General features: G+C 69.6%; 27 protein-coding genes, 1 tRNA gene and 1 other RNA gene. 19 read left to right on the top strand and 10 right to left on the bottom strand.

What is annotated here, in order from left to right; genetic code table 11:
• Positions 1-136: 136 nt before the first annotated feature.
• Complete coding sequence (locus ACWD4A_RS19625) at positions 137-829, bottom strand: HAD family hydrolase (protein ID WP_451195440.1); 693 nt, start codon at positions 827-829, stop codon at positions 137-139.
• A 110-nt stretch (positions 830-939) separates the two neighbouring features.
• Between ACWD4A_RS19625 and ACWD4A_RS19620 the strand changes: the two genes are divergently transcribed.
• Together ACWD4A_RS19620 and ACWD4A_RS19615 are read left to right on the top strand one after the other, a co-directional pair.
• Positions 940-1,683, top strand: coding sequence for a helix-turn-helix domain-containing protein (locus tag ACWD4A_RS19620; protein ID WP_451195438.1), 744 nt, complete (start codon positions 940-942; stop codon positions 1,681-1,683).
• Positions 1,684-1,685: 2 nt separating this feature from the next.
• Positions 1,686-2,153 carry an NUDIX domain-containing protein gene (locus tag ACWD4A_RS19615; RefSeq protein WP_451195436.1) on the top strand — a complete coding sequence of 156 codons (468 nt, stop codon included), beginning with the start codon at positions 1,686-1,688 and terminating at the stop codon, positions 2,151-2,153.
• Positions 2,154-2,159: 6 nt separating this feature from the next.
• Here the strand turns inward: ACWD4A_RS19615 and ACWD4A_RS19610 are convergent, their stop codons facing one another.
• Positions 2,160-2,711, bottom strand: coding sequence for an HD domain-containing protein (locus ACWD4A_RS19610; protein WP_451195434.1), 552 nt, complete (start codon positions 2,709-2,711; stop codon positions 2,160-2,162).
• Positions 2,712-2,997: 286 nt separating this feature from the next.
• Between ACWD4A_RS19610 and ACWD4A_RS19605 the strand changes: the two genes are divergently transcribed.
• Complete coding sequence (locus ACWD4A_RS19605; RefSeq protein WP_451195432.1) at positions 2,998-3,417, top strand: hypothetical protein; 420 nt, start codon at positions 2,998-3,000, stop codon at positions 3,415-3,417.
• A gap of 92 nt (positions 3,418-3,509) precedes the next feature.
• On the opposite strand, the gene ACWD4A_RS19600 is transcribed toward ACWD4A_RS19605, so the two are convergent.
• On the bottom strand, positions 3,510-4,370 hold the full coding sequence (locus ACWD4A_RS19600) for an SDR family oxidoreductase (RefSeq protein ID WP_451195430.1): 861 nt from the start codon (positions 4,368-4,370) through the stop codon (positions 3,510-3,512).
• 91 nt (positions 4,371-4,461) lie between these two features.
• On the opposite strand from ACWD4A_RS19600, the gene ACWD4A_RS19595 reads away from it, so the two are divergent.
• Positions 4,462-4,863 carry a winged helix-turn-helix transcriptional regulator gene (locus ACWD4A_RS19595; protein ID WP_451195428.1) on the top strand — a complete coding sequence of 134 codons (402 nt, stop codon included), beginning with the start codon at positions 4,462-4,464 and terminating at the stop codon, positions 4,861-4,863.
• Between the two features lie 80 nt (positions 4,864-4,943).
• Here ACWD4A_RS19595 and ACWD4A_RS19590 read toward each other — a convergent pair whose 3' ends face one another.
• Complete coding sequence (locus tag ACWD4A_RS19590; protein WP_451195426.1) at positions 4,944-6,767, bottom strand: DnaB-like helicase N-terminal domain-containing protein; 1,824 nt, start codon at positions 6,765-6,767, stop codon at positions 4,944-4,946.
• Positions 6,768-7,118: 351 nt separating this feature from the next.
• Here ACWD4A_RS19590 and ACWD4A_RS19585 point away from each other — a divergent pair, with 351 nt between their 5' ends.
• The 3 genes from ACWD4A_RS19585 (at position 7,119) to ACWD4A_RS19575 (ending at position 9,358) form a co-directional block, all read left to right on the top strand.
• Positions 7,119-7,664: a helix-turn-helix transcriptional regulator gene (locus tag ACWD4A_RS19585; RefSeq protein WP_414168443.1), complete on the top strand. Its 546-nt coding sequence runs from the start codon at positions 7,119-7,121 to the stop codon at positions 7,662-7,664.
• Between the two features lie 132 nt (positions 7,665-7,796).
• Positions 7,797-8,096, top strand: a complete 300-nt coding sequence (locus ACWD4A_RS19580; protein WP_451195424.1) for a helix-turn-helix domain-containing protein — start codon at positions 7,797-7,799, stop codon at positions 8,094-8,096.
• Positions 8,097-8,107: 11 nt separating this feature from the next.
• On the top strand, positions 8,108-9,358 hold the full coding sequence (locus tag ACWD4A_RS19575) for a tyrosine-type recombinase/integrase (RefSeq protein ID WP_451195422.1): 1,251 nt from the start codon (positions 8,108-8,110) through the stop codon (positions 9,356-9,358).
• 58 nt (positions 9,359-9,416) lie between these two features.
• Here ACWD4A_RS19575 and ACWD4A_RS19570 read toward each other — a convergent pair whose 3' ends face one another.
• The 5 genes from ACWD4A_RS19570 to ACWD4A_RS19550 all read right to left on the bottom strand — a co-directional run bounded on the left by ACWD4A_RS19570 (position 9,417) and on the right by ACWD4A_RS19550 (position 12,740).
• Positions 9,417-9,836 (bottom strand): arsenate reductase ArsC, encoded by a 420-nt coding sequence (locus ACWD4A_RS19570; protein WP_451195420.1) that lies wholly within the window; start codon positions 9,834-9,836, stop codon positions 9,417-9,419.
• A gap of 150 nt (positions 9,837-9,986) precedes the next feature.
• Positions 9,987-10,589 (bottom strand): phosphatase PAP2 family protein, encoded by a 603-nt coding sequence (locus ACWD4A_RS19565; RefSeq protein ID WP_451195418.1) that lies wholly within the window; start codon positions 10,587-10,589, stop codon positions 9,987-9,989.
• A 380-nt stretch (positions 10,590-10,969) separates the two neighbouring features.
• The gene (locus tag ACWD4A_RS19560; protein ID WP_451195417.1) at positions 10,970-11,929 is read right to left on the bottom strand and encodes a hypothetical protein; all 960 of its coding nucleotides are present in this window, start codon (positions 11,927-11,929) and stop codon (positions 10,970-10,972) included.
• Positions 11,926-12,267: a PadR family transcriptional regulator gene (locus ACWD4A_RS19555; protein ID WP_451195416.1), complete on the bottom strand. Its 342-nt coding sequence runs from the start codon at positions 12,265-12,267 to the stop codon at positions 11,926-11,928. The genes ACWD4A_RS19560 and ACWD4A_RS19555 overlap by 4 nt, the downstream gene beginning before the upstream one ends.
• A 385-nt stretch (positions 12,268-12,652) precedes the next feature.
• Positions 12,653-12,740, bottom strand: a tRNA-Ser gene (locus ACWD4A_RS19550).
• A gap of 110 nt (positions 12,741-12,850) precedes the next feature.
• Here ACWD4A_RS19550 and ffs point away from each other — a divergent pair.
• The 5 genes from ffs (at position 12,851) to ACWD4A_RS19525 (ending at position 17,373) form a co-directional block, all read left to right on the top strand.
• Positions 12,851-12,945, top strand: an RNA gene (gene ffs, locus ACWD4A_RS19545) — signal recognition particle sRNA small type.
• Positions 12,946-13,022: 77 nt separating this feature from the next.
• Positions 13,023-15,221 (top strand): DNA polymerase III subunit gamma and tau, encoded by a 2,199-nt coding sequence (locus ACWD4A_RS19540; RefSeq protein WP_451195415.1) that lies wholly within the window; start codon positions 13,023-13,025, stop codon positions 15,219-15,221.
• A gap of 512 nt (positions 15,222-15,733) precedes the next feature.
• Positions 15,734-16,069: a YbaB/EbfC family nucleoid-associated protein gene (locus tag ACWD4A_RS19535; RefSeq protein ID WP_451195413.1), complete on the top strand. Its 336-nt coding sequence runs from the start codon at positions 15,734-15,736 to the stop codon at positions 16,067-16,069.
• 55 nt (positions 16,070-16,124) lie between these two features.
• A complete protein-coding gene (recR, locus tag ACWD4A_RS19530) occupies positions 16,125-16,724 on the top strand; it encodes a recombination mediator RecR (protein ID WP_121803317.1) in 600 nt (199 codons plus the stop codon).
• On the top strand, positions 16,717-17,373 hold the full coding sequence (locus tag ACWD4A_RS19525; protein ID WP_451195411.1) for a DUF5063 domain-containing protein: 657 nt from the start codon (positions 16,717-16,719) through the stop codon (positions 17,371-17,373). Before recR ends, ACWD4A_RS19525 begins: the two co-directional genes overlap by 8 nt.
• Positions 17,374-17,443: 70 nt before the next feature.
• On the opposite strand, the gene ACWD4A_RS19520 is transcribed toward ACWD4A_RS19525, so the two are convergent.
• On the bottom strand, positions 17,444-18,517 hold the full coding sequence (locus tag ACWD4A_RS19520) for a hypothetical protein (protein WP_451195410.1): 1,074 nt from the start codon (positions 18,515-18,517) through the stop codon (positions 17,444-17,446).
• A gap of 211 nt (positions 18,518-18,728) precedes the next feature.
• Between ACWD4A_RS19520 and ACWD4A_RS19515 the strand changes: the two genes are divergently transcribed.
• The 7 genes from ACWD4A_RS19515 to ACWD4A_RS19485 all read left to right on the top strand — a co-directional run bounded on the left by ACWD4A_RS19515 (position 18,729) and on the right by ACWD4A_RS19485 (position 25,486).
• Complete coding sequence (locus ACWD4A_RS19515; RefSeq protein WP_451195408.1) at positions 18,729-19,544, top strand: helix-turn-helix domain-containing protein; 816 nt, start codon at positions 18,729-18,731, stop codon at positions 19,542-19,544.
• Positions 19,541-19,729 (top strand): DUF397 domain-containing protein, encoded by a 189-nt coding sequence (locus tag ACWD4A_RS19510; RefSeq protein WP_451195406.1) that lies wholly within the window; start codon positions 19,541-19,543, stop codon positions 19,727-19,729. The genes ACWD4A_RS19515 and ACWD4A_RS19510 overlap by 4 nt, the downstream gene beginning before the upstream one ends.
• A gap of 239 nt (positions 19,730-19,968) precedes the next feature.
• On the top strand, positions 19,969-20,841 hold the full coding sequence (locus ACWD4A_RS19505; RefSeq protein WP_451195404.1) for a hypothetical protein: 873 nt from the start codon (positions 19,969-19,971) through the stop codon (positions 20,839-20,841).
• 161 nt (positions 20,842-21,002) lie between these two features.
• On the top strand, positions 21,003-22,274 hold the full coding sequence (locus ACWD4A_RS19500; protein ID WP_451195402.1) for an aspartate kinase: 1,272 nt from the start codon (positions 21,003-21,005) through the stop codon (positions 22,272-22,274).
• Positions 22,271-23,380, top strand: coding sequence for an aspartate-semialdehyde dehydrogenase (locus ACWD4A_RS19495; protein ID WP_451195400.1), 1,110 nt, complete (start codon positions 22,271-22,273; stop codon positions 23,378-23,380). Before ACWD4A_RS19500 ends, ACWD4A_RS19495 begins: the two co-directional genes overlap by 4 nt.
• A gap of 316 nt (positions 23,381-23,696) precedes the next feature.
• Positions 23,697-24,359 carry a SigE family RNA polymerase sigma factor gene (locus ACWD4A_RS19490; RefSeq protein ID WP_451195398.1) on the top strand — a complete coding sequence of 221 codons (663 nt, stop codon included), beginning with the start codon at positions 23,697-23,699 and terminating at the stop codon, positions 24,357-24,359.
• Positions 24,356-25,486, top strand: coding sequence for an anti-sigma factor family protein (locus ACWD4A_RS19485; RefSeq protein WP_451195396.1), 1,131 nt, complete (start codon positions 24,356-24,358; stop codon positions 25,484-25,486). Before ACWD4A_RS19490 ends, ACWD4A_RS19485 begins: the two co-directional genes overlap by 4 nt.
• Positions 25,487-25,611 lie beyond the last annotated feature (125 nt).

Raw genomic sequence — 25,611 nt, 5'->3', positions numbered from 1 at the left:
CCTTCGCGTCATGGTGGTCACCGATTCGTCGCTCGCTGGACGGAGTGATCATCGGCTCACCCCGTGGGACGGGGTAACCACCTGGAGGGGAATCTCGAAACGTCCGCGGGACATGAAAGTGTCCCGGGAAATATCCCTATGCGAGGGCCTGTTCGATGGCCTCAAGCACGGCGTCTGTCTCCTGGAGGTCGGCCAGGACGAACGGGGCCCCAGCGGCTGAAAGAGCGGCGGCATCGTGCACACCGGACGCGACCGCGATGATGTTCACGCCGCTGTCGAAGGCCGCCGCCACGTCCCGGGGGGTGTCCCCGATCAGGACCATCGGCGTCAGATCGTCCACCCCTGTGTAGGCGCGGGCCGTGCGTGCTCGTGCGACGGGTACGAGCTCTGCCCGGTCGTCGCCATCGGCCCCATAAGCGCCCACCTCCAGGTCGAGGAACCCGTCAAGCCCGAAGGCAGCCAGCTTGACCAGCGCGTTCTCCCGGATGTTGCCCGTCAGGACCGACTGCACCACACCATCCATGCGCCCGACGGCCTTCAACGCCTCCCGGACGCCCGGGAGCGCGGTGCCACGTTTCTGCAACGCCTCGAACCGAGCGGAGCCGGCGCGGGCCAACGCCACCTCGACCTCGGCCCATGACGGTATCCGGCGACCATGGGCATCGAACATCGCGCGCATGATCGACCGGTCGGTCCGCCCTGCCGTCACGGCGGCAGCCCGGGGCGCTTCGTGCGTCAGCGCTTCGTACGCGGCGGCGTACGTCTCCTTCGAGACGCCGGAGTTCTCGATGAGGGTGTGGTCGATGTCCCAGTAGACGAGGCGGCGCATCGCATCAGCCTATGGCTGTAACCCCTGGCGAAAGCAAGCGAGTCCAGGAGCCTTCTACTGATCTTGGCGAACCGCTGAAACGTCCCCGGAATGTCCCTCATCATGGCTCTGTGAACACGCGGCTACGCACGATGATGGCCCAGCGCGGCGTCTCCCAGGATGAGTTGGCCGAGAGGTGCGGCGTCATCCCGAAGAGCGTCCAGCGGTGGATCACCCAGGGGCGGGTCCCGCACCAGCGGCACCGGTTCATCGTGTGCCAGGCACTCGGTGTGGAAGAGAGCTACCTGTGGCCGAACATCGACCGGCGGGCACAGGACGCCACACAGGCGGAACTCATCCAGACCTACGCCAACCGTGCTTCCGTCCCCCGGGAGGTGTGGTTGTCCCTCCTCACCGGTGCCAAGGTGAACATCGACGTCCTGGTGTTCAGCGGGACCTTCTACGCGCAGACGAACCCCCGGGTCGCAGCGATGCTTGCGGAGCGGGCCGACGAGGGCGTGAGCGTACGGCTCTGCTTCGGAAACCCGGACGGAGCCGCAGTCGCGCAGCGCGGCGAGGAGGAAGGCATCGGCGACACCCTCAGCGCCAAGATCAGAGCTTCGCTCACGTACTACCGGGAGCTCGTCGCCCACGCCGGCTGCGAGGTGCGCCTGCACGACACCACCCTCTACAACAGCCTGTTCCGCTACGACGACAACCTCTTGGTCAACCCCCACGTCTGGGGCCGGCCCGCGAGCGCGAATCCGCTGTTCCACATTCAGCGATGCGGCGAAGGCTGGTTCGATAACTACGTCGGCAGCTTCGACGTGGTCTGGAACACGGCGAAGCCATGGAACCCCGAGTCAGGAGTGTGAGCGTGGCCCGCACCGAGTACTGGAACGACCCTGCGGCTCCGAAGCCGAACACGCTGATCCCCGCCTCCAACCTGCTGGTGGCGCGGGAGGACGGTGCGATCCTCCTCCAGCGGCGCCGCGACACGGGCCAGTGGGCCCTGCCCGGCGGCGTGCAGGACATCGGCGAGTCGCCCGCCCAGTGCGCGGTCCGAGAGTGCAAGGAGGAGACCGGGATCGTCGCGGAAGTCACCGGACTGCTGGGCGTCTACTCCCCACCCGGACACGTCGTCGCCTACAGCGACGGAGAGATCCGGCAAGCGTACGAAGTCACGTACATCGGCAAGCCGGTGGGTGGCACGCCCACGGTCAATGAGGAAGCGGACGGAGTGCGTTGGGTGCTCCCGGGGGAGCTCGATGAACTCGACATCCACCTCTCCATGCGCCTGCAGATCGGCCACTTCCTACGCGGCGAGTACCCGCACGTCATGTGAACGGTGTCAGTGACGCCCGGCAAGGCGGGACTCGACGCGCTCCACGGCTCGCCCGATCTCCGGCTTCGCCCGGCGGATGAACCGGCCCACGACACTGTCCGGCCCGTACCTCCCGACGATCTCGGCAATGCGCTCAGCGTGGGAGGTCGGCTCCCCGGCCGGCGTCGTCGCCATGTCGCAGTACACGAGCGCATCGACCAGGAGGCCCTGGTCGGGCAGGGGGAACTCGGCCTCCAGCGCCTCCCGAAGGCCCCGCTCTTCCGCCTCCAACAGGGCGAAAGAATGGTTGGCCACGAGCCGCACGACCACTTCCTCTGCCTGGCCGTGGGCACGGAGAAACCGAGCTCCGTCAAGCGGGTGGAAGCCAGTTGAGACGAGCGTTGGCGAATAGCCGATGTCATGCAGGACAGCGGCCGTGACCAGCGCATCCGCGTGGTCCCCGAGGATCGGAGCCAGACGTCTCGCTGCGGTGGCAACACCCAGGCTGTGGGCCCACCGCCGGGGCAGGGGCTCGGCGAGGAGCGAACACGACAGTTCGGATGCCTGGTCCGGTGACATGGATTTGAGATTACGCGTCGGACCTTGCTGGAGAGGGCTGTTCGCTGCTCGCCGGCCCGAAGGGTGTGTTGGGGAGGGGGAGTCGAGTAGGAACGCGCAGAGAGTGGGCGGTTCTTACTCGACACGTTTCAAGCTCCTTGAGGGAAGCGACCTGGGGAGAGTGATCGATTTCCGGCCGTTCTCGGGGCTCTCTCGTCTGATCACCCACGGGAGCCACTCCGTGATCTTCGACGTGGATAGGTTGTGCCCGAACGTCTTCTGATCACACCCATTCCGAGGGGGCCCGATGAGTGAAGAGCCCAAGCTCGTCCTGCTGGCGCTGACCGTGAGTTCCGAAGGGCGCGAGCGGCGGCGGCTGGACCTTGCCGATGGCCGCCTCCTGGCCGGCCCGGTCGTCATCAAGGGCATGGAGTACAGCCTCGGCCTGGAGTTCCGTGTGAACTACGGCGACACCTCGGGCATGAGGTACATCCACGCGGTCAAGCGCGCGGGCACCACGGTGGACAAGCTGGAAGACATGCTCGGTTCGTACGGTCCCTCGCCTGATGGAAGCCCGTACAAGAAGGAGCTTCCGGCCGAGGAGGCGGCCACGGGCCTGCAGGCTCGCTCCGGCGCTTACAACGTCCGCAGCCGGATCGTCGGCGATGACGGGACCGCGTACGCCGACTTCGAGTGGTCCTACAAGCTCGCCAAAGACTGGCTGTAAGAACTCCAAACGAAATGATCTCCAGGCCGTACGGGTCAGGGGGCGTCGGGCCTGCCGCGGCCGGGGATCGGCCGCTGCTTCACAGGGGTGGATCAGTCGGCGAGTGCCGCCTCGATCGTGGCCGACAGCGGGGTCGTCGGGCGCCCGATAAGCCGGGCCAGGTCGTCGCTGCGCCGGGCGAACAGTCCGCGCGACATCGCCGCGTCAACGTCCACGAGGACTTCCGCCTTCGCCTCGGGCACGCCCGCTCCGGTGAGGATCGCCAGGTGCTGCTCGGCGGGGACGTTCTGGTACGAGATGGTCTTGCCGGTCTGCCGTGACAGCTCGGCCGCGTACTCCGCGTGGCTCCACGTGGTGTCGCCGTTGAGCTCGTACGCCTTGTTCTCGTGCCCCTGGCCGGTCAGTACGGCGACGGCCGCGGCGGCGAAGTCGGCGCGCGATGCGGACGCGATGCGGCCGTCGCCCGCGCTGCCCACGACCGTGCCGCGCTCGATGATCGCGGTGAGGTTCAGGGTGAGGTTCTCGTTGTACCAGCCGTGGCGCAGGAAGGTGTAGGGCAGACCGGAGGCGAGGATTGCCTGCTCGGTCACCTTGTGGTCGTCGGCTAGGCGATAGTCCGCCTCCGGGCCGCCGAGGACGCCGGTGTATGCGAGCAGGGCCACCCCAGCCGCCTTCGCCGCGTCGGTCACGGCCTGGTGCTGCGCCACGCGTGCTCCCCAGTCGTTGCCGGAGATCAGCAGTACCCGGTCATTCGCGGCGAAGGCGCCGGCGAGCGTCTCGGGCTGTGCGTAGTCCGCGATCCGCAGCTCGATACCGCACTCGGCGAACACGGCACCTTTCTCCTTGCTGCGCACGACGGCCACGATCTGCTCTGCCGGGACCTGCACTGCGAGCAGGCCCTCTGTGACAAGACGGCCGAGGTTCCCGGTGGCACCGGTGACGACGAGGCTCATGTCTGGAATCTCCGTTTTCTCTGGGCTCGCCATTCACCCTAGATTAGGTATTAATCACCGGAAAGTACGCACTTTGAAGTAAGGCACTGCGATGAGCGTCGGCCCGCCGGACCCCGAGCGGTTCAAGCCCAATGCCAACCAGGCACTGGCACAGTGCCCCTCGCGCTTGATCCTCGAGCACGTCACCAGCCGCTGGGGCGTCATGGTTCTGGCCGCGCTGCTCGACCGCCCGCACCGCTTCGGCGAACTGCGCCGCGCGACCGGCGGTGTCACCGAGAAGGTGCTCGCCCAGACCCTGCAGACTCTGGAACGCGACGGCTTCGTACACCGTGCCGCTCAACCCGGGACCCCACCACTCCGCGTGGACTACTCCCTGACCGACCTCGGCAAGGAAGCCGCCGAGCAGGTGTCGGGCCTCGCGCGCTGGGCCAAGCGACGGATGGACCAGGTCCTCACAGCCCACGCGGCGTACGACGAGTCGAAGAGCTTGTGAACAACCGGGCCCACGCCAGGTGCCCTGCTGCAGGGCCGCGGGCCGTGAGCTCCAGGGCCCTTTCCGGCCACGGTTTCAGGTCAGCGGTGTGGCCCGCGCGGATCCAGTGAGGCCGGCTGTCGGTGGGCGGGCAGAGGCCGGGCGGAGACCTCTCGTCGGGAGGTTTGGCTACGTCGCGTGGTTGCTGTTGTGGTCCGTTTGCCGGGCTGGTTGGTGATGCGCCAGGTGAGGACTTCGGCGGGGAACTGGGCGGTGTGGAGTTCGCGCTGTGCTGCGGCTTCGGCGAGGACTTCGTGGGGCTGGTGGCCGGCTGTTTCTGCGCGGGCGAGGGTGGTGGTCAGGGCGGGCCAGGCCGGGTCGGCCAGGATGCGCTCGGCGTGGTCGGGCAGGGCGCGGCGGACGTCGGCCTCGTACCGGCGGACGATCTCGGCGCGGGGCGTGTGGCGGGTGAGTTCGGTGAGGACGGGCTGGACTGCCTGCCCGTAGGCGGCCTGGAGGTGGCACAGGGTTTTGCGGGCTGCGGCGGCTTGCTGTTCGTGGCGGCGGATGTCGTGCCAGCGGGCAGCGGCCATGACGACGAGCACGGCGGCGTCGAGGAGCATCGCGAGGCCGGCTCCGTCTGCTCTGCCGACGGGGTCCCGCAGCAGCCTCTTGATACTGCTCCGCAGGGCACGGGCGTGGTGGTGCTCGGCACGGATGCGGGAGCGCGTGGCGCGTTCGAAGGCGAGTGCTGCTTGCTGGAGTTGAGCTTTGGCGTTCGTGGGGGCGAGGAAGGGAAGGGCGTCCATGAGTTCGCCGAATGCGGCGATGTGGGCCTGGGCTGCGGCGTCATCGTCGCCGTGGTCGAGGACACCTGGGATGCGGTCGGCGGCCGCGGTCGCCCGGAGCCAGGAGCTGGGCTTGCGGCCTTCCGCCCGCTGGGCGGCGGGTTCGTGGTCGGCTGCGCGCTGGCGGGCGTTGTTGAAGGCGACTGCGAGGGCGTCGTCGACGAGGGTGCTCACCGCGTCCTTCAGGCTGTCGATCACGATCGTGTCGGCCTGGTGGGCGGCAGCGAGGTCGGCGAGGAGGTCGGGCTCCCTGTCGAGGCTCGTCGGCAGGGGACCCTGCCATACGACGAGCCGGTCACGCAGGATCGCCTCGTCGTGCGGGCCGATGCGGCGGACCATGGCCTTGGCGATCTGCTGCGGACGGTCCATGGCCAGGTAGAGCACCCGCTTGCTGGGTGCGACCGGCATGTCGAGCACGGTGCCTTGGAGGCCGATGCGGGCGAGGACGACCTGGTGGGCCAGGGTGGTCTTGCCGACGCCCGGGGCTCCGACGATCATCAGGCTCTCGCCGGACGCCCACGCGGTCTTCTCCCGCGTGCCCCACAGCGGCTCCTTGTCAGCACCGGTCTCGGTCACGAACCGCCAGCCGTCGACGAGGTAGCGGGAAAGGCGCCCGCTGCCGGAGGCGAGCGCCCGCTCCCGCTCGGCGCCGAGATCTGTCTCGATCTCCGAGCGGATCTCGTCGGGGTCGGCTCCTGGTTCCTGGGCGCGCTGCACGGTGCGGATGCCGTGTTCGCGCAGGCGGCGCAGGGCGGCTGTCCGCCGCACGATGTCCGCGTAATAGGCGGCGTGGCTAGCCGAGGGAGGGGCGCCGTAGAGCTGGTGGACGTAGACCACTCCGCCGACCCGGGTGATGTCGCCCTGGCACGTGAGGAAATCGCTCACGGTAATCGGGTCGGTCGGGTTGTCCTCGCCCCGGAGAGCCAGCAGCGCTCGCCAGATCGTCTCGTGCTGCGGCCGGTAGAAGTCGGCCGCGTCCAGCATGGGGCGGATTTCGTCGATCACGTCGGGGCCGTGCATGCAGGCGCCGAGGACGGCCTGCTCAGCGACCGCGTCATGCGGTGGTTGAACGGTCATGTCGGTCGGCGACACGGGCCCTGCTGCCTGCCGGGATGGCATCTCCGGCGGCTGGGCCGTACCCTTTGGCAAGGAAACTCCTCACCCGGCAGGCCATATGGGGCGGCAACCCCGGCCAGGCCGGTCTTGGTCGTTCAGGGATGGGCGGTCGTGAGGTTTTCTTCTTCGGCCCCCGGTGTTCGTAGCACCGGGGGTTTCTTCATGTCCGACGCCGTTCAGCCCCGGACGGGAAACCACATCACCCCATCCGATGCGATCCCGAATGGGTTGCATTCGTTTCCGAAATGGAGTTAGCTGTTCACCCCGGGCCGCGCTGGTCCGGTGGAGGCATGTCGCAAGGAGGCGCGAGCAATGAGCAGCGAAGAAGGTGCCGCCCGCGCCGGCCCCGATCGGCCCCTGCCGGAGAGCAATGTGGCCGAGCGCATCAAGCTCGAGCGCGAGATCCGCGGCTGGAGCACGCAGAAGCTGGCCGAGCGCATGGCCGAGGTCGGCCACCCGGTGAACCAGGCCGCGATCTGGCGCATCGAGAGCGGTAAGCCCCGCCGGAGGGTCAACCTCGACGAAGCCCTCGGGTTCTCCAAGGTCTTCGACATTCCGCTCGACGACCTGACCGGCCCTCCGGGCCACGTCTCCAACGCCCAGGTGCGCAGGCTCGTCGGCGAATATGTCGAGAAGTGGAAGGACTGGCGGGCCGCGCGTAAGCCCATGGACCGCGCCAGGGACGACATCGAGGAGTACATCAAGGCCCACCCTGACCAGGAAGAGATGGTCAGGGCCTTGGTCGCTTACGAAGTCACCGGCGCTTCCGGTGGCGACTTCGTGCGCCACCGCGACGTGCCCCACTCGCACAGGCGCCTCATCGGCGACGACGCTTCTGCCAAGCCCGCCGCCGAGTAACCGTTTCACCTGCTGCCCTGGTGCTACGAACACCGGACGTCAGGCATCACATCAACGCCCATCCCTGAACGATCAACACGGCATGGCCTGGGGTTGCCGCCCCTTCACGGCCTGCCGGGACGAGGATGCCCCTTGCCTCAGAACCACCTGCCCGTTGCCCAGATCGCCCATCTCCTCGGCGTCCCGGAGGAGAACCTCCGCACGCTGATGGCCGAGCGGACCAACTCCCACGGCGATTCCACCCTCGTCGGGCTCACCGTTGCCGAAGCCGCCCGTCGCGTCGGCATCGGCCGCACCAAGATGTACGAGTACGTCTCCTCCGGCGAGATCGCCTCCGTGAAGATCGGCAGCTTGCGCCGAATACCCGCCGAGGCGGTGAACGAGTTCCTCGCCCGGCGCCTCGGCGCGGCCGACCTCGCCGCTGCGGCTTGAGGGCGGCGGACATGACCAAGTCCCGCCAGCCCAACGGCGCCTCTTCCATCTACCTTGGCAAGGACGGCCGTTGGCACGGCCGCGTCACCGTCGGCACCAAGGACGATGGCACCCCCGACCGTCGTCACATCGGCCGCAAGACCCGCGCCGAAGTCACCAAGGCCGTACGCGAGCTGGAGCGGCAGCGCGACGCCGGAAGCGTCCGCAAGGCCGGCCAGACCTGGACGGTGACGACCTGGCTCACCCACTGGGTCGAGAACATCGCTGCCCTGCACGTCTCCGAGAACACCATCGACGGCTACCGCGTCGCGGTCTACCACCACCTCATACCCGGTGTCGGGGCTCACCGCCTGGCCAAGCTGGAGCCTGAGCATCTGGAGCGCTTCTACAAGAAGATGCAGGACAACGGCAGTTCGGCAGGCACCGCCCACCAGGCACACCGGACCGTACGAACCGCGCTCAACGAGGCCGTTCGCCGCCGTCACATCACCATCAACCCCGCCACCATCGCCAAGGCGCCCCGCCTCGAAGAGGAAGAGGTCGAGCCCTACTCGGTCGAGGAGATGCAGCGGATCCTGCTGGAGGCCGAGCGGCATCGCAACACCGCCCGCTGGGTCATCGCGCTCGCTCTCGGCCTCCGCCAGGGCGAGGCCCTCGGCCTGCAGTGGACGGACGTCGACTGGGAGGCCGGAGTGATCCGGGTCAGCCGTGGCCGACTGCGGCCGAGGTATAAGCACGGCTGCGGCGACCGCTGCGGGCGTAAGCCCGGTTACTGCCCGCAGAAGATCAACACCCGGCGCGAGACCAAGGAGACCAAGTCGCGGGCCGGTAAGCGGCCCATCGGCGTCCCGGAGGAGTTGATGAAGCTGCTGCGGCGGCACAAGGAGGAGCAGGACCGCGAGCGACGGCTCGCGCGGGACCTGTGGGTGGAGAAGGGGTACGTCTTCACCTCGCCGACTGGCGAGCCCCTGAACCCCAACACGGACCACCACAAGTGGAAGGACCTGTTGAAGGCGGCCGGGATCCGTGAGGGCCGCCTCCACGACGCCCGTCACACGGCGGGAACCGTCTTGCTGATCCTCGGCGTTCCGGACGTCGTCGTCGACGCGATCATGGGCTGGGAGCCCGGTAAGTCGGCGCGGATGCGGCGCCGGTACCAGCACCTGACGAGCCGGGTCCTCCAGGACACTGCCGACAGGATCGACAGTTTGCTGTGGGGATCCGCCGACACGGTCAACGGCGGTCTCTCGCAGGGCAGCTGAAGGCAGAGGCAGGAAGCCCGGATCCTCGGAGAGGCCCGGGCTTCCGTCGTGCCGGTCTTCAGCTGCCCGTGGGCAGCAACTCGGCGAGCAGGCCGCGGATTCGCCGTTCGATCTCGTCGCGGATCGGCCGGACTGTACCAACTCCCTGGCCGGCGGGGTCATCGAGCTTCCAGTCCAGGTACTTCTTGCCGGGGAAGACGGGGCAGGCGTCGCCGCAGCCCATGGTGATGACGACGTCGGATGCCTGGACGGCCTCGGTGGTCAGCACCTTCGGGGTCTGGGCGGAGATGTCGATGTCCACCTCGGCCATCGCTTCGACCACGGCCAGGTTGACGGTGTCGGCGGGGGCGGAGCCGGCTGAGCGGACCTCGACCTTGCCCTGGCCGAGGTGGGTGAGGAAGGCGGCGGCCATCTGGGAGCGTCCGGCGTTGTGGACGCACACGAACAGCACCGACGGCTTGGGCTGGGTGTCAGACATGGGCGGGACCTTCTGCTGTGGCGGCTGGGGCAGCGGGGGAGTTGGGGAGTGGGGGCCACGGTTCGGGCAATGAGTTTGAATGCCAGCTGGGCTGACGGTCTGTGACACGCCGCTGATGGCGTTAATGGGGGGCTTGGGTCGTTTGGCCGGTCACGCTGCGCGCTGTTGATCGCGGTCCATTACGGCGATCCAGACCAGGGCCGAGCACAGGAGTGCCGCTGTGGCGAAGGCCAGCGGGCGCGTGGCGGAGTCTTCCCGTGCGCTGGCGGCGAGCGCGCCGGCCGCTGACAGGGCGAGGATGAGGGCCGGCAGTGCACGAGGGCGTCGTATGACGCCCGGTGCGGCGGTGGGTGGCAGCAGCCGGGCCGCGAGGGTGTAGCTGGCGCAGGCCAGGAGAGTGGCCCCCAGTGCGTCGCTGGGCCGGTGCCAGTAGAGAGCCTGGACGGCGCCGGCGGTGAAGGCGAGCCACAGCGTTCCGGCAGCGGCGACGTAGGGGCGCACGCGCGGGGAAGCGACGAGAATCGCGCCGAGGGCCAGGCCGGCGACGATGGCCACGTGACCGCTGGGGAAGCTCACCTCGGTGGGCCTTTCCATAGCACCGGCCAGATCGGGACGGGGGAGGACCGCCCTGAGCGCCTCCGTGCCCGTGACCGTGGCCACCACGACCCCGGTTGCCGCGCAGCCCTCCCACCAGCACCTCCGCACCAGGGCGACGGCAGCGATGATGGACGTGCCCGCGATCAGGGTGGGCATGGCCGAGTTGTGCATCAACGGCGGCGGGCCCCAGTCAGCCGTTGGATCGGTCCACGGGGAGACCCACGCCTGAGTGACGTATCCCTTGATCAGCGAGTTCTCCGCTATTTGCCCGAACGGGGTGCAGACAGCGATCAGGTAGACCGCGACGAACCCAAGGAGGAACAGTAGAGCTGGGGCCCGGCTGATCGAAGACGGCCGTACCGTCCGGGAAGGGCTCCGGCCGGCCATGGCTCCGGGGGCCTGTCCGGGGGTGTCCGGCCGGATTGCGGTCAGGTTCGAGTGATCTTGCCGAGCCAATGCTTTCTCTTTCCGTGGGGCAGTGGTCCGGCCGTGCGCCTCCCTGGACTGCGTGGGGCCGTCCGGTTGCGGAACCGCTGTTATCCGAGGGGTGTGCCGCTGTGCCGGCGCTGCGCGGCGATCGCCAGGGCCGGGAGGGGCATGATCAGGGCGATGAGGACGGCCAGACTCGGCAGGGACTCCATGAGCCAGTCCGGCTGGACGACGATCGCCTGCGTGCGGACGATCGTGAACGCGGCGACGGGGATCAGCCACCGGTAGTCGCCCGTGGCGGTGGTCGCCATCCACGCGGCGATCAGCGCAGCGACTTCGAGGACGAGCTGGCCGCGCTGGAACCACGGATCGCCCGAGGTGATGTGCAGGCCTCCGGCGACGGCGATGGCGAGCACCACCGGTACGAGCCAGCTGTACGAGCGGCGGCGCAGCCGGCCGGGACGGCAGGCCGTCAGTGCCGCGCTCACGATGAACAGGGCCACCGACAGCGCCAGGTCGGTTGCCCGGATCGGGGCGGCCATCCCGTAATAGCCCGGGCCCACCACGCCCTCGTCACCGAACAGCGTCGAGCTGCCGACCGTCGCACCGGCGTAGATCATCGCCGCCGCGGCCGGCAGCGCGATCCACGGCTTGCCGCGCAGCAGCGCGACCAGGCAGACCAGCGGCAACAGCCCGTAGGGCAGGGTCCGCGTGAAGGTGCCGGAGCCTTGGGCCCACGGGAACCAGCCGGCGTGATGGAAGTTGATGGCACGGCCGCCGGGGTCGATACGCAGTGCCCAGTCCCACACGTCCTGCAGGTACGGCACCAGTGCCAGAGCGGCGAGGACGAGGGCGGCCAGATGGAGGCCGTCCAGCCACCACGGCCGGGACCGGTCCTCGACCGTGGCACGGGCACGGGCCTGCACCCCTCCGCGCATCAGCGCGACAGCCTCCCGCAGCGGGGGCCAGGAGCGGCCGGGGTACGCCTCGGCCAGAGTGGCCAGCAGCTCCTCCCCCTGCCGGGCACGGTATGCCCTGGGGTAGGCGGCCAGCAGCAGACGGTTCATGCCCCGGCCACCCCTGCTGCCCGCGAGCGCCCGATGACGACGGCCGCCGCCTGCTGCATGCGCAGCGCCTCCCGGCCGAGCGCGTCGGCACCCTCCTGGGTGAGCCGGTAGTAGCGCCGGGCCCGGCCGTCCACGATCTCCTCGCGGTCGGTGGCCACCAGCCCGGACCGCTCCATCCGCTCCAGCGCACCGTAGAGCGTGCCGACAGCGAGCCTGAGCCGGCCGCCGGTGGCCTGCTCGGCGGCCTTGATGATGCCGTAGCCGTGCAAGGGCCCGTCCATGAGCGCGGCAAGGATGAAGTACTGCGGTTCCGTCAAAAGCGGCTTCTGTCTCGTCACGCCTGTGAGCATATATCGGGAGCCGAAATATTGCGTTCGTCAGCACCCCCGGAGGACGTACCAGGGGCAGGGTCTCCCGCGCCGCCAAGCCCACCGTCACTGATCCGGCCTGCCGGAGACCTGCTGCAGTGTCGCCGCCTGCTGCACGGACTCCGAAGAAGCCGCCGACCCGGCGGTCACGGCCCACGAGGCGAAGTCGGCTGCCGGCTGCGACTGCCGGTGGCGAGGGCCATAGGGTCAACGGGGGAGACGCGGCGCCGCAGACCGTCCACCCGCGACCGGTGAGTGGAGGCTCCCGGCCAACTGAGACCAAAACTGAGACCACGGAATGCAGAAGACCCCGGCCGGTTTCCCGGTCGGGGTCTTCTCGTGCCCGGTGAGGCACTGGCGGAGGATACGAGATTCGAACTCGTGAGGGGTTGCCCCCAACACGCTTTCCAAGCGTGCGCCCTAGGCCTCTAGGCGAATCCTCCGCCGCAAACAATACAAGACGTCGAGGGGTGCTCGCGAACACGTGATCTCGGGAGGGGCCGGGGAGGGGGAGGCGGTACGAGGAGGGGGTGGGGATCGGCTAGGCTGGGGGCAAGCCCCTCACGTGGCGCTATCTCACCGAACTCCCCCAGGGCCGGAAGGCAGCAAGGGTAAGTGGGCTCTGGCGGGTGCGTGGGGGGCCCTTGTGTTTCCCCGGGGGTGTGCGGATGCGCGCTCTCTGTGATCGAGACCACTTGTCAGTGCGGCCCGATATCGTCGTAGGCGTGTCGTCCCTCGCGCTTTACCGCCGCTACCGCCCCGAGTCCTTCGCCGAGGTCATCGGGCAGGAGCATGTCACCACCCCGTTGCAGCAGGCGCTGCGCAACAACAGGGTCAATCACGCGTATCTGTTCAGCGGGCCGCGCGGCTGTGGCAAGACGACCAGCGCGCGCATCCTCGCCCGCTGTCTGAACTGTGAGCAGGGCCCCACGCCCACGCCCTGCGGTGAGTGCCAGTCCTGCCAGGACCTCGCGCGCAACGGCCGTGGGTCGATCGATGTGATCGAGATCGACGCCGCCTCCCACGGTGGTGTGGACGACGCCCGTGAGCTGCGCGAGAAGGCCTTCTTCGGCCCCGCCTCCAGCCGCTACAAGATCTACATCATCGACGAGGCCCACATGGTCACCTCGGCGGGCTTCAACGCCCTGCTGAAGGTGGTCGAGGAGCCGCCGGAGCACCTCAAGTTCATCTTCGCGACCACGGAGCCCGAGAAGGTCATCGGGACGATCCGTTCGCGTACGCACCACTATCCGTTCCGGCTGGTCCCCCCGGGCACCCTGCGGGAGTACCTGGGCGAGGTGTGCGCCCGCGAGGACATCCCCGTCGAGGACGGCGTGCTGCCGCTGGTCGTGCGGGCCGGTGCCGGTTCCGTGCGTGACTCGATGTCCGTGATGGACCAGCTGCTCGCCGGTGCCGCCGAGGACGGTGTGACATACGCCATGGCGACGTCCCTCCTCGGCTACACGGAGGGCTCGCTGCTGGACGCCGTCGTGGAGGCGTTCGCCTCAAGTGACGGTGCCGCCGCGTTCGAGGTCGTGGACCGTGTCATCGAGGGCGGCAACGACCCCCGCCGCTTCGTCGCCGACCTGCTGGAGCGGCTGCGCGACCTGGTCATCCTCGCCGCCGTGCCGGACGCCACCGAGAAGGGGCTCATCGACGCCCCGGCGGATGTGGTGGAGCGCATGCAGGCGCAGGCGTCCGTCTTCGGCGCCGCGGAGCTCAGCCGGGCTGCCGATCTGGTCAACGAGGGGTTGACCGAGATGCGCGGCGCCACGTCGCCGCGGCTCCAGCTGGAGCTGATCTGCGCACGCGTGCTGCTGCCCGCGGCGTTCGACGACGAGCGGTCGGTACGGGCGCGGCTGGACAAGCTGGAGCGGGGTGCCCTGGCGGGCGGCTTCGGCGGTGGTACGGGTGCGGGTCCGTCCGTCGGGTACGTGCCGGGGCCGGACGCGCACGGGGTCGGCGTCGGTGCCGGGCTGTCGGGGCCCGCGGCGGCGCGGGCGGCGGTTGTGGCTCCGCCGGTGGCGCCCGTGGCGCCTGTGGTTCAGGCGGCTCCTGTGGCGCCTCCGGCTGCCCCTGTGGCGCCCGTACAGCCCGCTCCTGCGGCTCCGCAGGCTCCTCCGCAGCCTCCTGCGCAGGCCCCGCGTACTGCCGGTGCCTGGCCGTCCGCGGCGAAGCCGGGTACCGGTGCCGGTGCGGGTACGGGTGCCGGTGCGTGGCCGACGGCGGCGGCCTCCCCGGCTCCCCAAGCGCCTGCGGCCCCGGCTCCGGCTCCGTCTCCGGCACCCGTTCCGGCCGCCCCCGCGGCTCAGCCGCCGCAGTCGTCCGGTGACGCCTCCCAGGTGCGGCAGATGTGGCCGAACATTCTGGAGGCGGTCAAGAACCGTCGCCGTTTCACGTGGATCGTGCTCAGCCAGAACGCCGAGGTCGTCGGCTTCGACGGGACCACGCTCCAGGTGGGCTTCGCCAACGCGGGCGCGCGGGACAGCTTCGCGAACAGCGGCAGCGAGGACGTTCTCCGCCAGGCGCTCACCGATGCGCTCAATGTCCAGTGGAAGATCGAGCTGGTCGTGGCACCCGTGGGCGGCGGCGGTGGCGGCGTGGCGGTGAATTACGCCGGTACGCATGGTTCCGGTGGCGGGATGGGTGCGGCTCCCGCGCCTGCGCCCGTGGCGCCGATGGCTCCGCGGCCTCAGGCGCAGCCGGTGGCGCCTGTGGCTCCCGCGGCCCCTGTTCAGCAGGCGCCCGCTGCTCCGGCGTACCGGGATTCCGAGCCTGTGCCGCCGCCGGTGGTGCCGGTGGCGCCGGAGGACGATGTGCCGGAGGAGGACGATCCGGATCTCGTCGATTCGGCGTTGACCGGGCACGATCTGATTGTGCGGGAGTTGGGGGCGACGGTGATCGAGGAGATCGCCAACGAGTAGCCCTGGCCGGGCGGGCCACTTGCCCACGGTCGGCGCCTGCGGCGGGCTTGTTCCCCACCCCGCCCCTTCCCGGAACCGTGGCTGCGTGCCCCGGACCCCCGGCTGCGGGCCGGTTCGCCGCCTGCGGCGGGAGCGGCCTGCGGCCGCGTCCTCAAACGCCGGACGGGCTGAGTTTGCCGGCCGTGGCGTTGAGTCTGCGGGCCGGGCCCGCAGGTTCGCTGCCCACGGTCCGCGAAATCCAGCCCGTCCTGGGGGCACCTCCCAGCGGTAGCTGGGGGAGTTTGAGGACACCGCGCGGAGCGCGGTCGGGGGTCTGGGGGGGCTCCCCCAGTTCGGGAAGGGGCGGGTCAGGGGACGAAGCCCGCCGTAGGCGGGAGAGGGTCCACCCAGGGGTGCAATATTCGCCCAAAAGGACGGTGCCCAATCTCCACCCACAACACGACGCGCCCCCCGCCCCGACCACGTAGGCTCGGGCTACCGAAGGAATGACGTCGACAGCCAGGAGCCCAACCGTGATCCCCGGTGGTCAGCCGAACATGCAGCAGCTGCTTCAGCAGGCACAGAAGATGCAGCAGGACCTCGCCGAGGCCCAGGAGGAGCTGGCCCGCACGCCCGTCGAGGGCACTGCGGGCGGCGGTCTGGTGAAGGCGACCGTCACGGGCGCCGGTGAGCTTCAGGCCCTGGTCATCGACCCCAAGGCCGTCGACCCCGAGGACACCGAGACCCTCGCCGACCTCGTCGTCGCCGCCGTCCGGGATGCCAACGCCGCAGCTCAGCAGCTCCAGCAGGACAAGCTCGGCCCGCTGACCGCGGGCCTCGGCGGCGGCATCCCCGGCCTGCCGTTCTGACCGGCTCCACCCCGCAGCATTAGACAGAAAAAGACGCAGAAGGAGCATTCGATCCGTGTATGAAGGCGTGGTCCAGGACCTCATCGACGAGCTGGGCAGGCTGCCCGGCGTCGGGCCCAAGAGCGCGCAGCGGATCGCCTTCCACATCCTTCAGGCCGAGCCGGCCGACGTCCGTCGGCTCGCCCATGCCCTGACCGAGGTCAAGGCGAAGGTCCGGTTTTGCGTCGTCTGCGGCAATGTCGCCCAGGAGGAGCGGTGCCGGGTCTGCCAGGACCCGCGCCGCGACCCCGCGGTGATCTGTGTCGTGGAGGAGTCCAAGGACGTCGTCGCGATCGAGCGGACCCGCGAGTTCCGCGGCCGCTATCACGTGCTCGGCGGGGCCATCAGCCCCATCGAGGGCGTCGGCCCCGACGATCTGCGCATCCGCGAGCTGCTCACGCGGCTCGCGGACGGCACCGTCACCGAGCTGATTCTCGCCACCGACCCCAATCTGGAAGGGGAGGCCACCGCCACCTACCTCGCCCGCATGGTGAAACCCATGGGGCTCAAGGTGACGCGGCTTGCCAGTGGTCTGCCCGTGGGTGGAGACCTTGAATATGCCGACGAGGTCACGCTCGGGCGTGCCTTCGAAGGGAGACGACTTCTCGATGTCTGACGCAACGCTGCATGACGCCAAGCGCGATCCCGACGACTTCGCCGTCCAGATCGCCGACTCGATCGAGAGCTTCATCGTCGCGGTCGCCGAGGTGTCGCGCGGCGACGAGCCCGACAGCGCCGTGCCGTTCCTGCTGCTGGAGGTCTCGCAGCTCCTCCTCACGGGAGGCCGGCTCGGTGCGCACGAGGACTTCATGCCGGACGAGCGGTACGAGCCGGACGTCGGCCCCGAGCCGGACGTGGACGAGCTCCGCGAGCGCTTCGCCCTCCTGCTGGATCCGGTGGACGTCTACTCCGAGGTCTTCGACCCGTACGTGCCGCGCAGCGCGCCCGTCGCCTGCCGGATCTCGGACGACCTCGCCGACATCATCACGGACCTGCGGCACGGCATGGCGCACTACCGGGACGGCCGCGTGAGCGAGGCCCTCTGGTGGTGGCAGTTCTCGTACCTGTCCAACTGGGGTCCCACCGCCTCGGCGGCCCTCCGGGCCCTCCAGTCCCTGGTGGCGCACGTCCGTCTCGACCAGCCCCTGGACGAGCTGGACGGCCTCGACACCGACGCGGCCGCCACGGAGGAACAGCTCGCGGAGGAAGCGGGCCGCGTCATGGCCGCGGAGATCGCGGGGCCTCTGGGCCTCCCGACCCGCTAGTAGCCCCGAGAACGCAGGAACGCCGGGCCGGCTGGAGAAACCCAGCCGGCCCGGCGTTCCTGCGTTCAAGCTATGTGGCCACCGGAACCGGAAGCAGCGCGCCCAGCACAAACCCGGCGTGCTCCTTGGACGTCAGCACGAGCACCGTCTTGTCGCCGTCGATGCACTCGACCACGTAGACCCCGGGGTCGAGCAGCGGCGTCCCGTCCGGGGTGTCCGTCCGGTACGGCGGCCGTACGCGTACCGGCGTCAGCGTGGACGCGGCCTCGCGCCGGGCGAACTTCCCGGTCGGGTCCGGGCTGGAGGCCAGCATTCCGGGCGCGGCGATCAGCGTTCCGTACCCGTCCACGGCGTATGGCACATCGCCCATGATCGACCCGAAGAAGACTTCCTCCCCGTCGAGCGGAATCGGCTCCACCGGGTACGTGTCGGTCGTCTTCCGGCGCTCCGCGAGCGACGCCACCAGCACGTAGACGAGGACGGGGACGGACGCCGCCGCGGTGACCCCCAGCGGTTTCCACACCCCGTGCAGGAACCACGGCGTGGCGGAGCCGATGAGCGCGACGAGCATCGCTCCCGTCGCCGGTACGCCCACCTGCCACGGCATGCGCAGAGGGGACCTGTCGGAGCGGCGCCCGAACCAGTACGCGGCCCACAGGGACCCGGCTGCCGCCGGAACGAGGCCCAGGGCGATCGAGTACGGCAGCCGGTACTTGCCCCGGGGGTCCTGCTCGGTGGGCTCCCGTTTGTTGTGGAAGTCGACGAAGCGGCTCTTGTGGTGCCAGTAGAAGACGGTGACGCGGTCGCCCGGCTTCACGTTGACCCACACCCCGCCGCTGCCCGACATCTCGATGCGGTGCTGTGAACCGTCGTCCTGGGTGACCGAGAGCCAGTAGTGGTGCGACCTGCCGGAGACGACCTTCTCCGTCATGTCCACGGTGGCCGCCTCGGGACGCAGGCAGCGCTTCGCCACCGCGTCGGACCGGCACGGGACCGCGTGCCTGAAGGCCCGCTCCTCGGCTCGCATGCCGGGCACGGTGATGAGCAGCAGATACGCTGCCGCGATTGCGCAGACCACACCGACCAGGGACGCGATCAGCGTCGCCCGCCGCTCGGTACGGGTCAGCGGACGCTCGGCACTCATGGCCGGCTCTGCTGTATGCGCATGCTCCGCAGGGCGGAACGAGTGCTCCGGAGGGCGGAGCAGAACTGCTTGATCATCATGCGGACATTTTCCCCCAGGGCCCTCCGGCGCCCTCGTACGGGGGAACTTTTTGCGTACGGGGTTTGCCAGGGACTGGCCGGGCCTAGCCTGCGGCGTGACCATAAGGGTACGGAGCGTGAGGTGAGCCCCAATGCTGATCCGTGGCATCGACAACCCGCCGGTTTCGTGGCGGTACTGCGGCGATCAGGTCAAGCTGTGGCGGGGGATCGCGGGCGTCAGCCGCGAGGACCTGGCCCAAGAGGCCAACTACGGCGTGGAGACCGTCAAATCGATGGAGCAGGGGCGTCGGAAGCCGACGCGGCGCCTGCTCGAAGTCGCGGATCAACTGTGCGGGGCGCAGGGGCTGTTGCTCGCCGCGTGCCCGTATCTCCAGCCGGAGCCGGTGACCCCGCAGGCGCCGGGATACCTGGCCGCGGAAGCCGAAGCGATCGCTCTGCACTCTTTCGAGCTTGTCCTCGTCCCGGGGCTGCTGCAGACAGAGGAGTACGCGAGGACGCTAATGAAGTCTCACGTTCCTCCTGTCGGCGAGCAGGAAATCGAGGGTGGTGTCGCGCACCGCATGGAACGTCAGAAGCGGCTGGAGGAATCGACCGTACTGTTCAACTTCGTGATCCATGCGGCCGCTTTGCAAACCATGCTGGGTGGCCCCGAGGTGATGGCGCGACAGCTTCGTCACCTGCTCGATGTCAGCGAGCGGCGCAACGTTTTCATCCAGGTTCTGCCTGCCGGGCAGGGCTACTTCCCGGGCATGGGCGGTGCGTTCACGATGGTGGAGAGTCCGGAGGGCGAGCACCTCGTCTTCACGGAAATTCAGGGCACTTCCCAGTTGGACTGTGACAGTAAGAGGATCAGCAGCATGGCGAAGCGCTTCGCCATGCTCCGCATGCAGGCGCTGGACGAGGAAGAGTCCAGGAAGTTCATCAGAGGGCTGTTGGAGGAGCTGTGAGAGATAGGTTGCTGTGGTTCAAGTCGAGCTACAGCAGTGATCGGCCCGACCAGACATGCGTCGAAGTCGCGGGGCATCCGCACGCCATCCGTATCCGAGACTCGAAGCTCGGGTCGGGTCCCCAACTCGCCATACCCGTACACGCTTGGGCGGATTTCATAACCTACGCGACGGCCGTCGCTTGAGCTTCGGGGGACGGGCGTCGAGACCCGAGCGCCTTATGCGATGAATGGGTGGGGAGGTTGAACCCACCCACCCTCCCATGGCCTCAACTCCCGCCCATCGCAACTTATATGACTTTAGGTAGCCGAGTGGCGACGGTGTGCGCAGAGTGTGTAGCGTGCGCAGCAAGAAACAACCCCCGCCGGTGTTCGCAGCACCAAGACGGGGGTTTGACCACCGAGATCGTTAAGGCCCGATCCCCATGGCTGTCGCCAACCCTAGCGCCGACGAGCGCACCGCCGCTCCCTCCATGGCCCGTCCGGGTTACGGAAAACGCTCCGCACCCGACCAGAAGCCGCGCCGCAAGGACGACTTCGCCCACCTCCCCGCCCGCGAAGCGGCCATCGCGACATACATCGACCGCCTCCCCGACGGCGCGGCCATCGACGTCAAAACCCTCGCCAAGGAACTCGCCGCCTACGGCCAGCAAGCCGTACGCACCGCCCTCAACACCCTCGCAAAAGCCGGGCACTTGCTCCGCAGGCGCGAACCCGTAGGGAACGGCGGCACACAGTGGGTGTTCCGCACGTACTTCTCGCGCACCGCACGCAACGACTCCTGGTGGAAGCGCTTCCTGCGCGGCGACGTACCCCGCGAAGACCCGGCCCCGGAACCCGAACCCGTGGAGGCGCCGCCGCGTGCGTACGCGGTGCTGGCGAACGTCGGCCGTACGGACCCTCGGATGATGCTCTCGGCGGCGGAATGCGGCCAGTTGGAGGCCCTCGCGGAAGAGTGGTTCGCGCGGGGCGCGACCGAGCGGGAGCTCGTCGGGGCCCTGACGGCGGGTCTCCCGCCGGAGGTCCACTGTCCGGGCGCGCTGGCCCGTACGCGCCTGTTGGCGAAGATGCCGCCCGAGCGTCCCGCTCCCTCGCCGGAGGCGTCCGGTCTCATGGAGTGCGAGGGGTGCGGCGCGCCGGGGCGCGCGCTCCCGGGAGGGCGCTGTCGCGCGTGCCGTGGCGACTCTCCCCATGAAGGATGGCTGGGCGAAGCGTTCAGCGAGGAATTTCACCGCCAGGTGGCGGCCGTCCGCGCGGGCATCGGCCGGTTCGTTCCCCGGCCCCGCCCCTTCCCGTAACCGGAGCGTGTGGCCCACGCCACAGACATGCCTGCCCCGGGGCGGGGCAGGGGGAACTCTGGAGGCGGGCGGGACGTCTCAGTATGTGGTAAACGGCTGGCCGAAACCCATCGCTCGTTAGACTGAGTCGACCGCATTACACATAGCTGCGAGGAGCGCACGTGGGCCTTGTCGTGCAGAAGTACGGAGGCTCCTCCGTTGCCGATGCCGAAGGCATCAAGCGGGTTGCCAAGCGAATCGTGGAAGCCAAGAAGAACGGCAACCGTGTGGTTGTCGTGGTTTCCGCGATGGGCGACACGACGGACGAGTTGATCGACCTCGCCGAGCAGGTTTCGCCGATTCCTGCCGGGCGTGAGTTCGACATGCTGCTGACCGCCGGAGAGCGGATCTCCATGGCGCTGCTGGCGATGGCGATCAAAAACCTCGGACACGAGGCACAGTCGTTCACCGGCAGCCAGGCCGGAGTCATCACGGACTCGGTCCACAACAAAGCGCGGATCATCGATGTCACGCCGGGACGGATCCAGCAGTCCGTCGACGCGGGCAATATCGCGATCGTCGCCGGCTTCCAGGGTGTGTCCCAGGACAAGAAGGACATCACCACCCTCGGACGGGGCGGCAGTGACACCACGGCCGTCGCGCTGGCCGCCGCGCTGAACGCCGAGGTGTGCGAGATCTACACCGACGTCGACGGGGTTTTCACCGCCGATCCGCGGGTCGTGAAAAAGGCCCGGAAGATCGACTGGATCTCGTTCGAGGACATGCTGGAGCTGGCGAGCTCCGGTTCCAAGGTGCTGCTGCACCGCTGCGTCGAGTACGCACGCCGTTACAACATCCCGATCCACGTGCGCTCGTCCTTCTCGGGGCTCCAGGGCACCTGGGTCAGCAACGAACCGCGAGGGGACCAGCCGATGGAGCAGGCGATCATTTCGGGTGTCGCCCACGACACGTCCGAGGCCAAGGTCACGATCGTCGGCGTACCGGACAAGCCGGGCGAGGCCGCCACGATCTTCCGGGCGATCGCCGATGCCGAGATCAACATCGACATGGTCGTGCAGAACGTGTCCGCCGCGGCCACGGGCCTGACCGACATCTCCTTCACCCTCCCGAAGACGGAGGGCCGCAAGGCGATGGAGGCCCTGGAGCGCACCAAGGACCGGGTCGGCTTCGACTCGCTGCGCTACGACGACCAGATCGCGAAGATCTCGCTGGTCGGCGCCGGGATGAAGACCAACCCGGGCGTCACCGCGACCTTCTTCGAGTCGCTGTCGAACGCGGGCGTGAACATCGAGCTCATCTCGACCTCCGAGATCCGCATCTCGGTCGTCACGCGCGCCGACGACGTGAACGAGGCCGTGTGCGCCGTGCACACCGCCTTCGGCCTGGACAGTGAGAGCGACGAGGCCGTCGTCTACGGAGGCACCGGTCGATGACCGGCGTCGGCCCCGCGGTCCGTACCGCCGCCGGTGACGGCGGCCGTACGGGCCGTGGGCCGACCCTCGCCGTCGTCGGTGCCACGGGCGCCGTGGGCACGGTGCTGCTGGAGATCCTGTCGCAGCGCGCGGACGTGTGGGGCGAGGTCCGCCTCGTCGCGTCCGCCCGCTCGGCGGGCCGGAAGCTGACCGTCCGGGGCGTGGAGACCGAGGTCCTCCCGCTGGGCGAGGAAGCGCTCGAAGGCGTCGACATCGCGGTGTTCGACGTACCGGACGAGGTCGCCGCCCAATGGGCGCCGGTCGCCGTCTCCAAGGGCGCGATCGTCGTGGACAACTCCGGAACCTTCCGGACGGACCCGGACGTACCGCTGGTAGTCCCCGAGGTCAACGCCCACGCGGCCCGGCTGCGGCCGCGCGGGATCATCGCCAACCCCGACTGCGCCACGCTGACGATGATCGTCGCGCTGGGCGCGCTGCACGCCGAGTTCGGGCTGACCGAGCTGGTCGTCTCCACCTACCAGGCCGCCTCGGGCGCGGGCCGGGCGGGCACGGACACGCTGCGGGCGCAGCTCGCCGCGGTCGCCGGCACGGAACTGGGCGGCAAGCCCGGTGACGTACGGCGGGTGGTCGGCGACGGCCTCGGGCCGTTCCCGGCACCGCTGGCGCTGAACGTGGTCCCGTGGACGGGGTCGCCGGGCGGGGCGGGCTGGTCGTCCGAGGAACTGGGCGTCCGCGAGGCGGCCCGGAAGATCCTGGGGCTGCCGGAGCTGCGGGTCAGCGCGACCTGCGTACGCGTTCCGGTGCTCACCACCCACTCGGCGGCCGTGCACGCGCGGTTCGAGAACGAGGTCACGGTCGAGCGGGCCCAGGAGATCCTGGCCAACGCGCCGGGTGTGGTGCTCGTCGACGATCCGGACGAAGGCGAGTTCCCCACGCCGGTGGACGCGGTCGGCACGGACCCCACCTGGGTGGGCCGGGTGCGGCGCTCGCCGGACGACCCGAACGCGCTGGAGCTGTTCGCCTGCGGCGACAATCTGCGCAAGGGCTCCGCGCTGAACCTCGCGCAGATCGCCGAAGTCGTGGCGGCGGAGCTGACCGCTGCCTAATCTGGAGGATCGCTTCCTGATCCGGAGAATCGGTGAAGGTCCTGTGATCAAGTCGTTGGTACAGACCTCTTGAGCTGGGCAGATGGTTTGTTCGACTATTCACACGCTGTGGGGCGGGCGTGGCGGCGGTCCCGCACCGCAACCGTCGTTCGGGCGGGGAGCGTCTTTGGTCCCGTCTCTTGGGCGGCGCCAAAAACCGGGGCATTGAGGAAGAGCTGGTACGCATGAGGGCATATGACGCATCGTCCTGCGGTGCAACGTCAGACGGGCCGCCTCCTGCGTACAACCCTGACGGGGGGAAGCGTGTCCAACAGGCGTGGCAGAGGTCATCAGCATCGCGAGCGCTCCGCGGCGTGGCAGCAGCGCCGTGCGTCCACGACCCCGCACGCCGGGCGGGATGCCGGTGATCGCTCCCTGGCCGACCACGCGATCCGCCACCGCCCCGATGCCCCAGCAGCGCGGGGACGCTGACGAGGCGATGGCAGCGGGCACCACAGTCGACCACCTCACCGAGACCTACCGCGCCCACTACCGGTCGCTGCTCGGGCTGGCCGCGCTGCTCCTCGACGACACCGCGTCCTGCGAGGACGTGGTGCAGGAGGCGTTCATCCGGGTGCACTCCGCGCGCAACCGCGTCCGGGACCCGGAAAAGACCCTCGCCTATTTGAGGCAAACTGTCGTCAATCTGTCCCGCTCCGCGCTCCGCCGCCGCATCCTCGGGCTGAAGCTGCTCTCGAAGCCGATGCCCGACATGGCGAGCGCCGAGGAGGGGGCGTACGAACAGCTGGAGCGAGACCAATTGATCACCGCGATGCGCGGACTGCAGCGCCGCCAGCGTGAGGTGCTCGTCCTCCGCTACTTCGCCGACATGACCGAGGCCCAGGTCGCCGAGACCCTGGGCCTCTCGCTCGGCTCGGTCAAGGCGTACGGCTCCCGGGGCATCGCGGCGCTCCGCGTCGCCATGGAGGCTCCGGCATGAACGAGCGATTCCCGTTCCCGGGGGGACCCTCGGGGGACGAGGGCCCAAACGGTCCGGGCGGTCCGGGCGGTCCGGGCGGCGCCAACGGTTCGGGTGCGCATGAGTCGCACGGATCGCATGAGTCGCACGGTTCGCTCGACGAGCAGGCGCTGCGGCGGCTGCTGCACGGCGCCGTCGACGAACTCGAACCGGCCCCCGACGCGCTGGAGCACCTCCGGCGCGCCGTGCCCGCCCGGCGTACGCGCCGTCGGCAGGCGCTCGTCGGCGCCGCCGCCGCGGTGATCCTCGGCGGCACGGCCCTGCCCGCGCTCCTCCACGTCGCGACGACCGGCGGCACCTCCGACGAACGCCACACCAACACCGCCAGCGCCCACGACGCCCAGCGGGAGGCCGGCGAGGGCTACGGCGACGGCGTCGTCGAGGGCGGGCGCGGGCGGCCCGGTTCGGACGCACCCGACCGCAAGGACCAGCAGGACCGCGGGAGCAGGACCACCGAGGGCACCACCACGCCCGACAACGAGATCAAGCCGTCCGGCTCGCCGGCCGGCACCGTTCCCGACCCCACCGGCACCTTCGCCGCGGTCTCGCCCACCTGCGTGCGCGACCAGCTCGGCAAGGGCACCGGCACGGTCGGCGCGGCCGACAGGGAGGGCCGCGTCTACGGCGCCTTCCGCGTCTTCAACGTCTCCCGCTCCGTCTGCACGGTCGCCGGGCCCGGCACGGTCGCCGCCAGCGCCCGCGGCAGCGCCGACCCCTCACGGGTCTCCGTCGTCGACCACACGCCGGGCGACGCCGCGACCGGGCTGCCCAACCCGACCGGCGAGCCCAGTGAGGTCATCCTCCAGCCGGGGCAGGCGTACGAGGTGAAGTTCGCCTGGATCCCGGCGAAGGACTGCGCCGCCAAGCCGTCCGGTGGCGGCTCGCCGTCCCCCGGCGCCAGCGCCGCGCCGCCGGCCGCCGAACATCCCGCCGCCGCCGAACCCGGGCCGCCGCTTCCGCCGCCACCGGCGAGTGTCGTCCTCAGCCACACGCCCGACGTCGGCGAACCGGCCATCGCCGACGCGAAGATCGACGATGCCTGCGCGGGAACGGTCTACCGCACCGGTCCCTTGGCGACCACTCCCTGACACCTGCGGCGATCCTGTTGCCGCCTGCGGCGGGAGCGGCCTGCGGCCGCGTCCTCAATCGCCGGACGGGCTGGATTTGCCGGCTGTGGCGTTGAAGCTGCGGGCCCGGCCGCGAAATCCAGCCC

The sequence above is a fragment of the Streptomyces sp. NPDC002537 genome, assembly GCF_053594975.1.
Note: the sequence above shows the minus strand (reverse complement) of the source record. Positions and strands in the feature narration are given on the sequence as shown.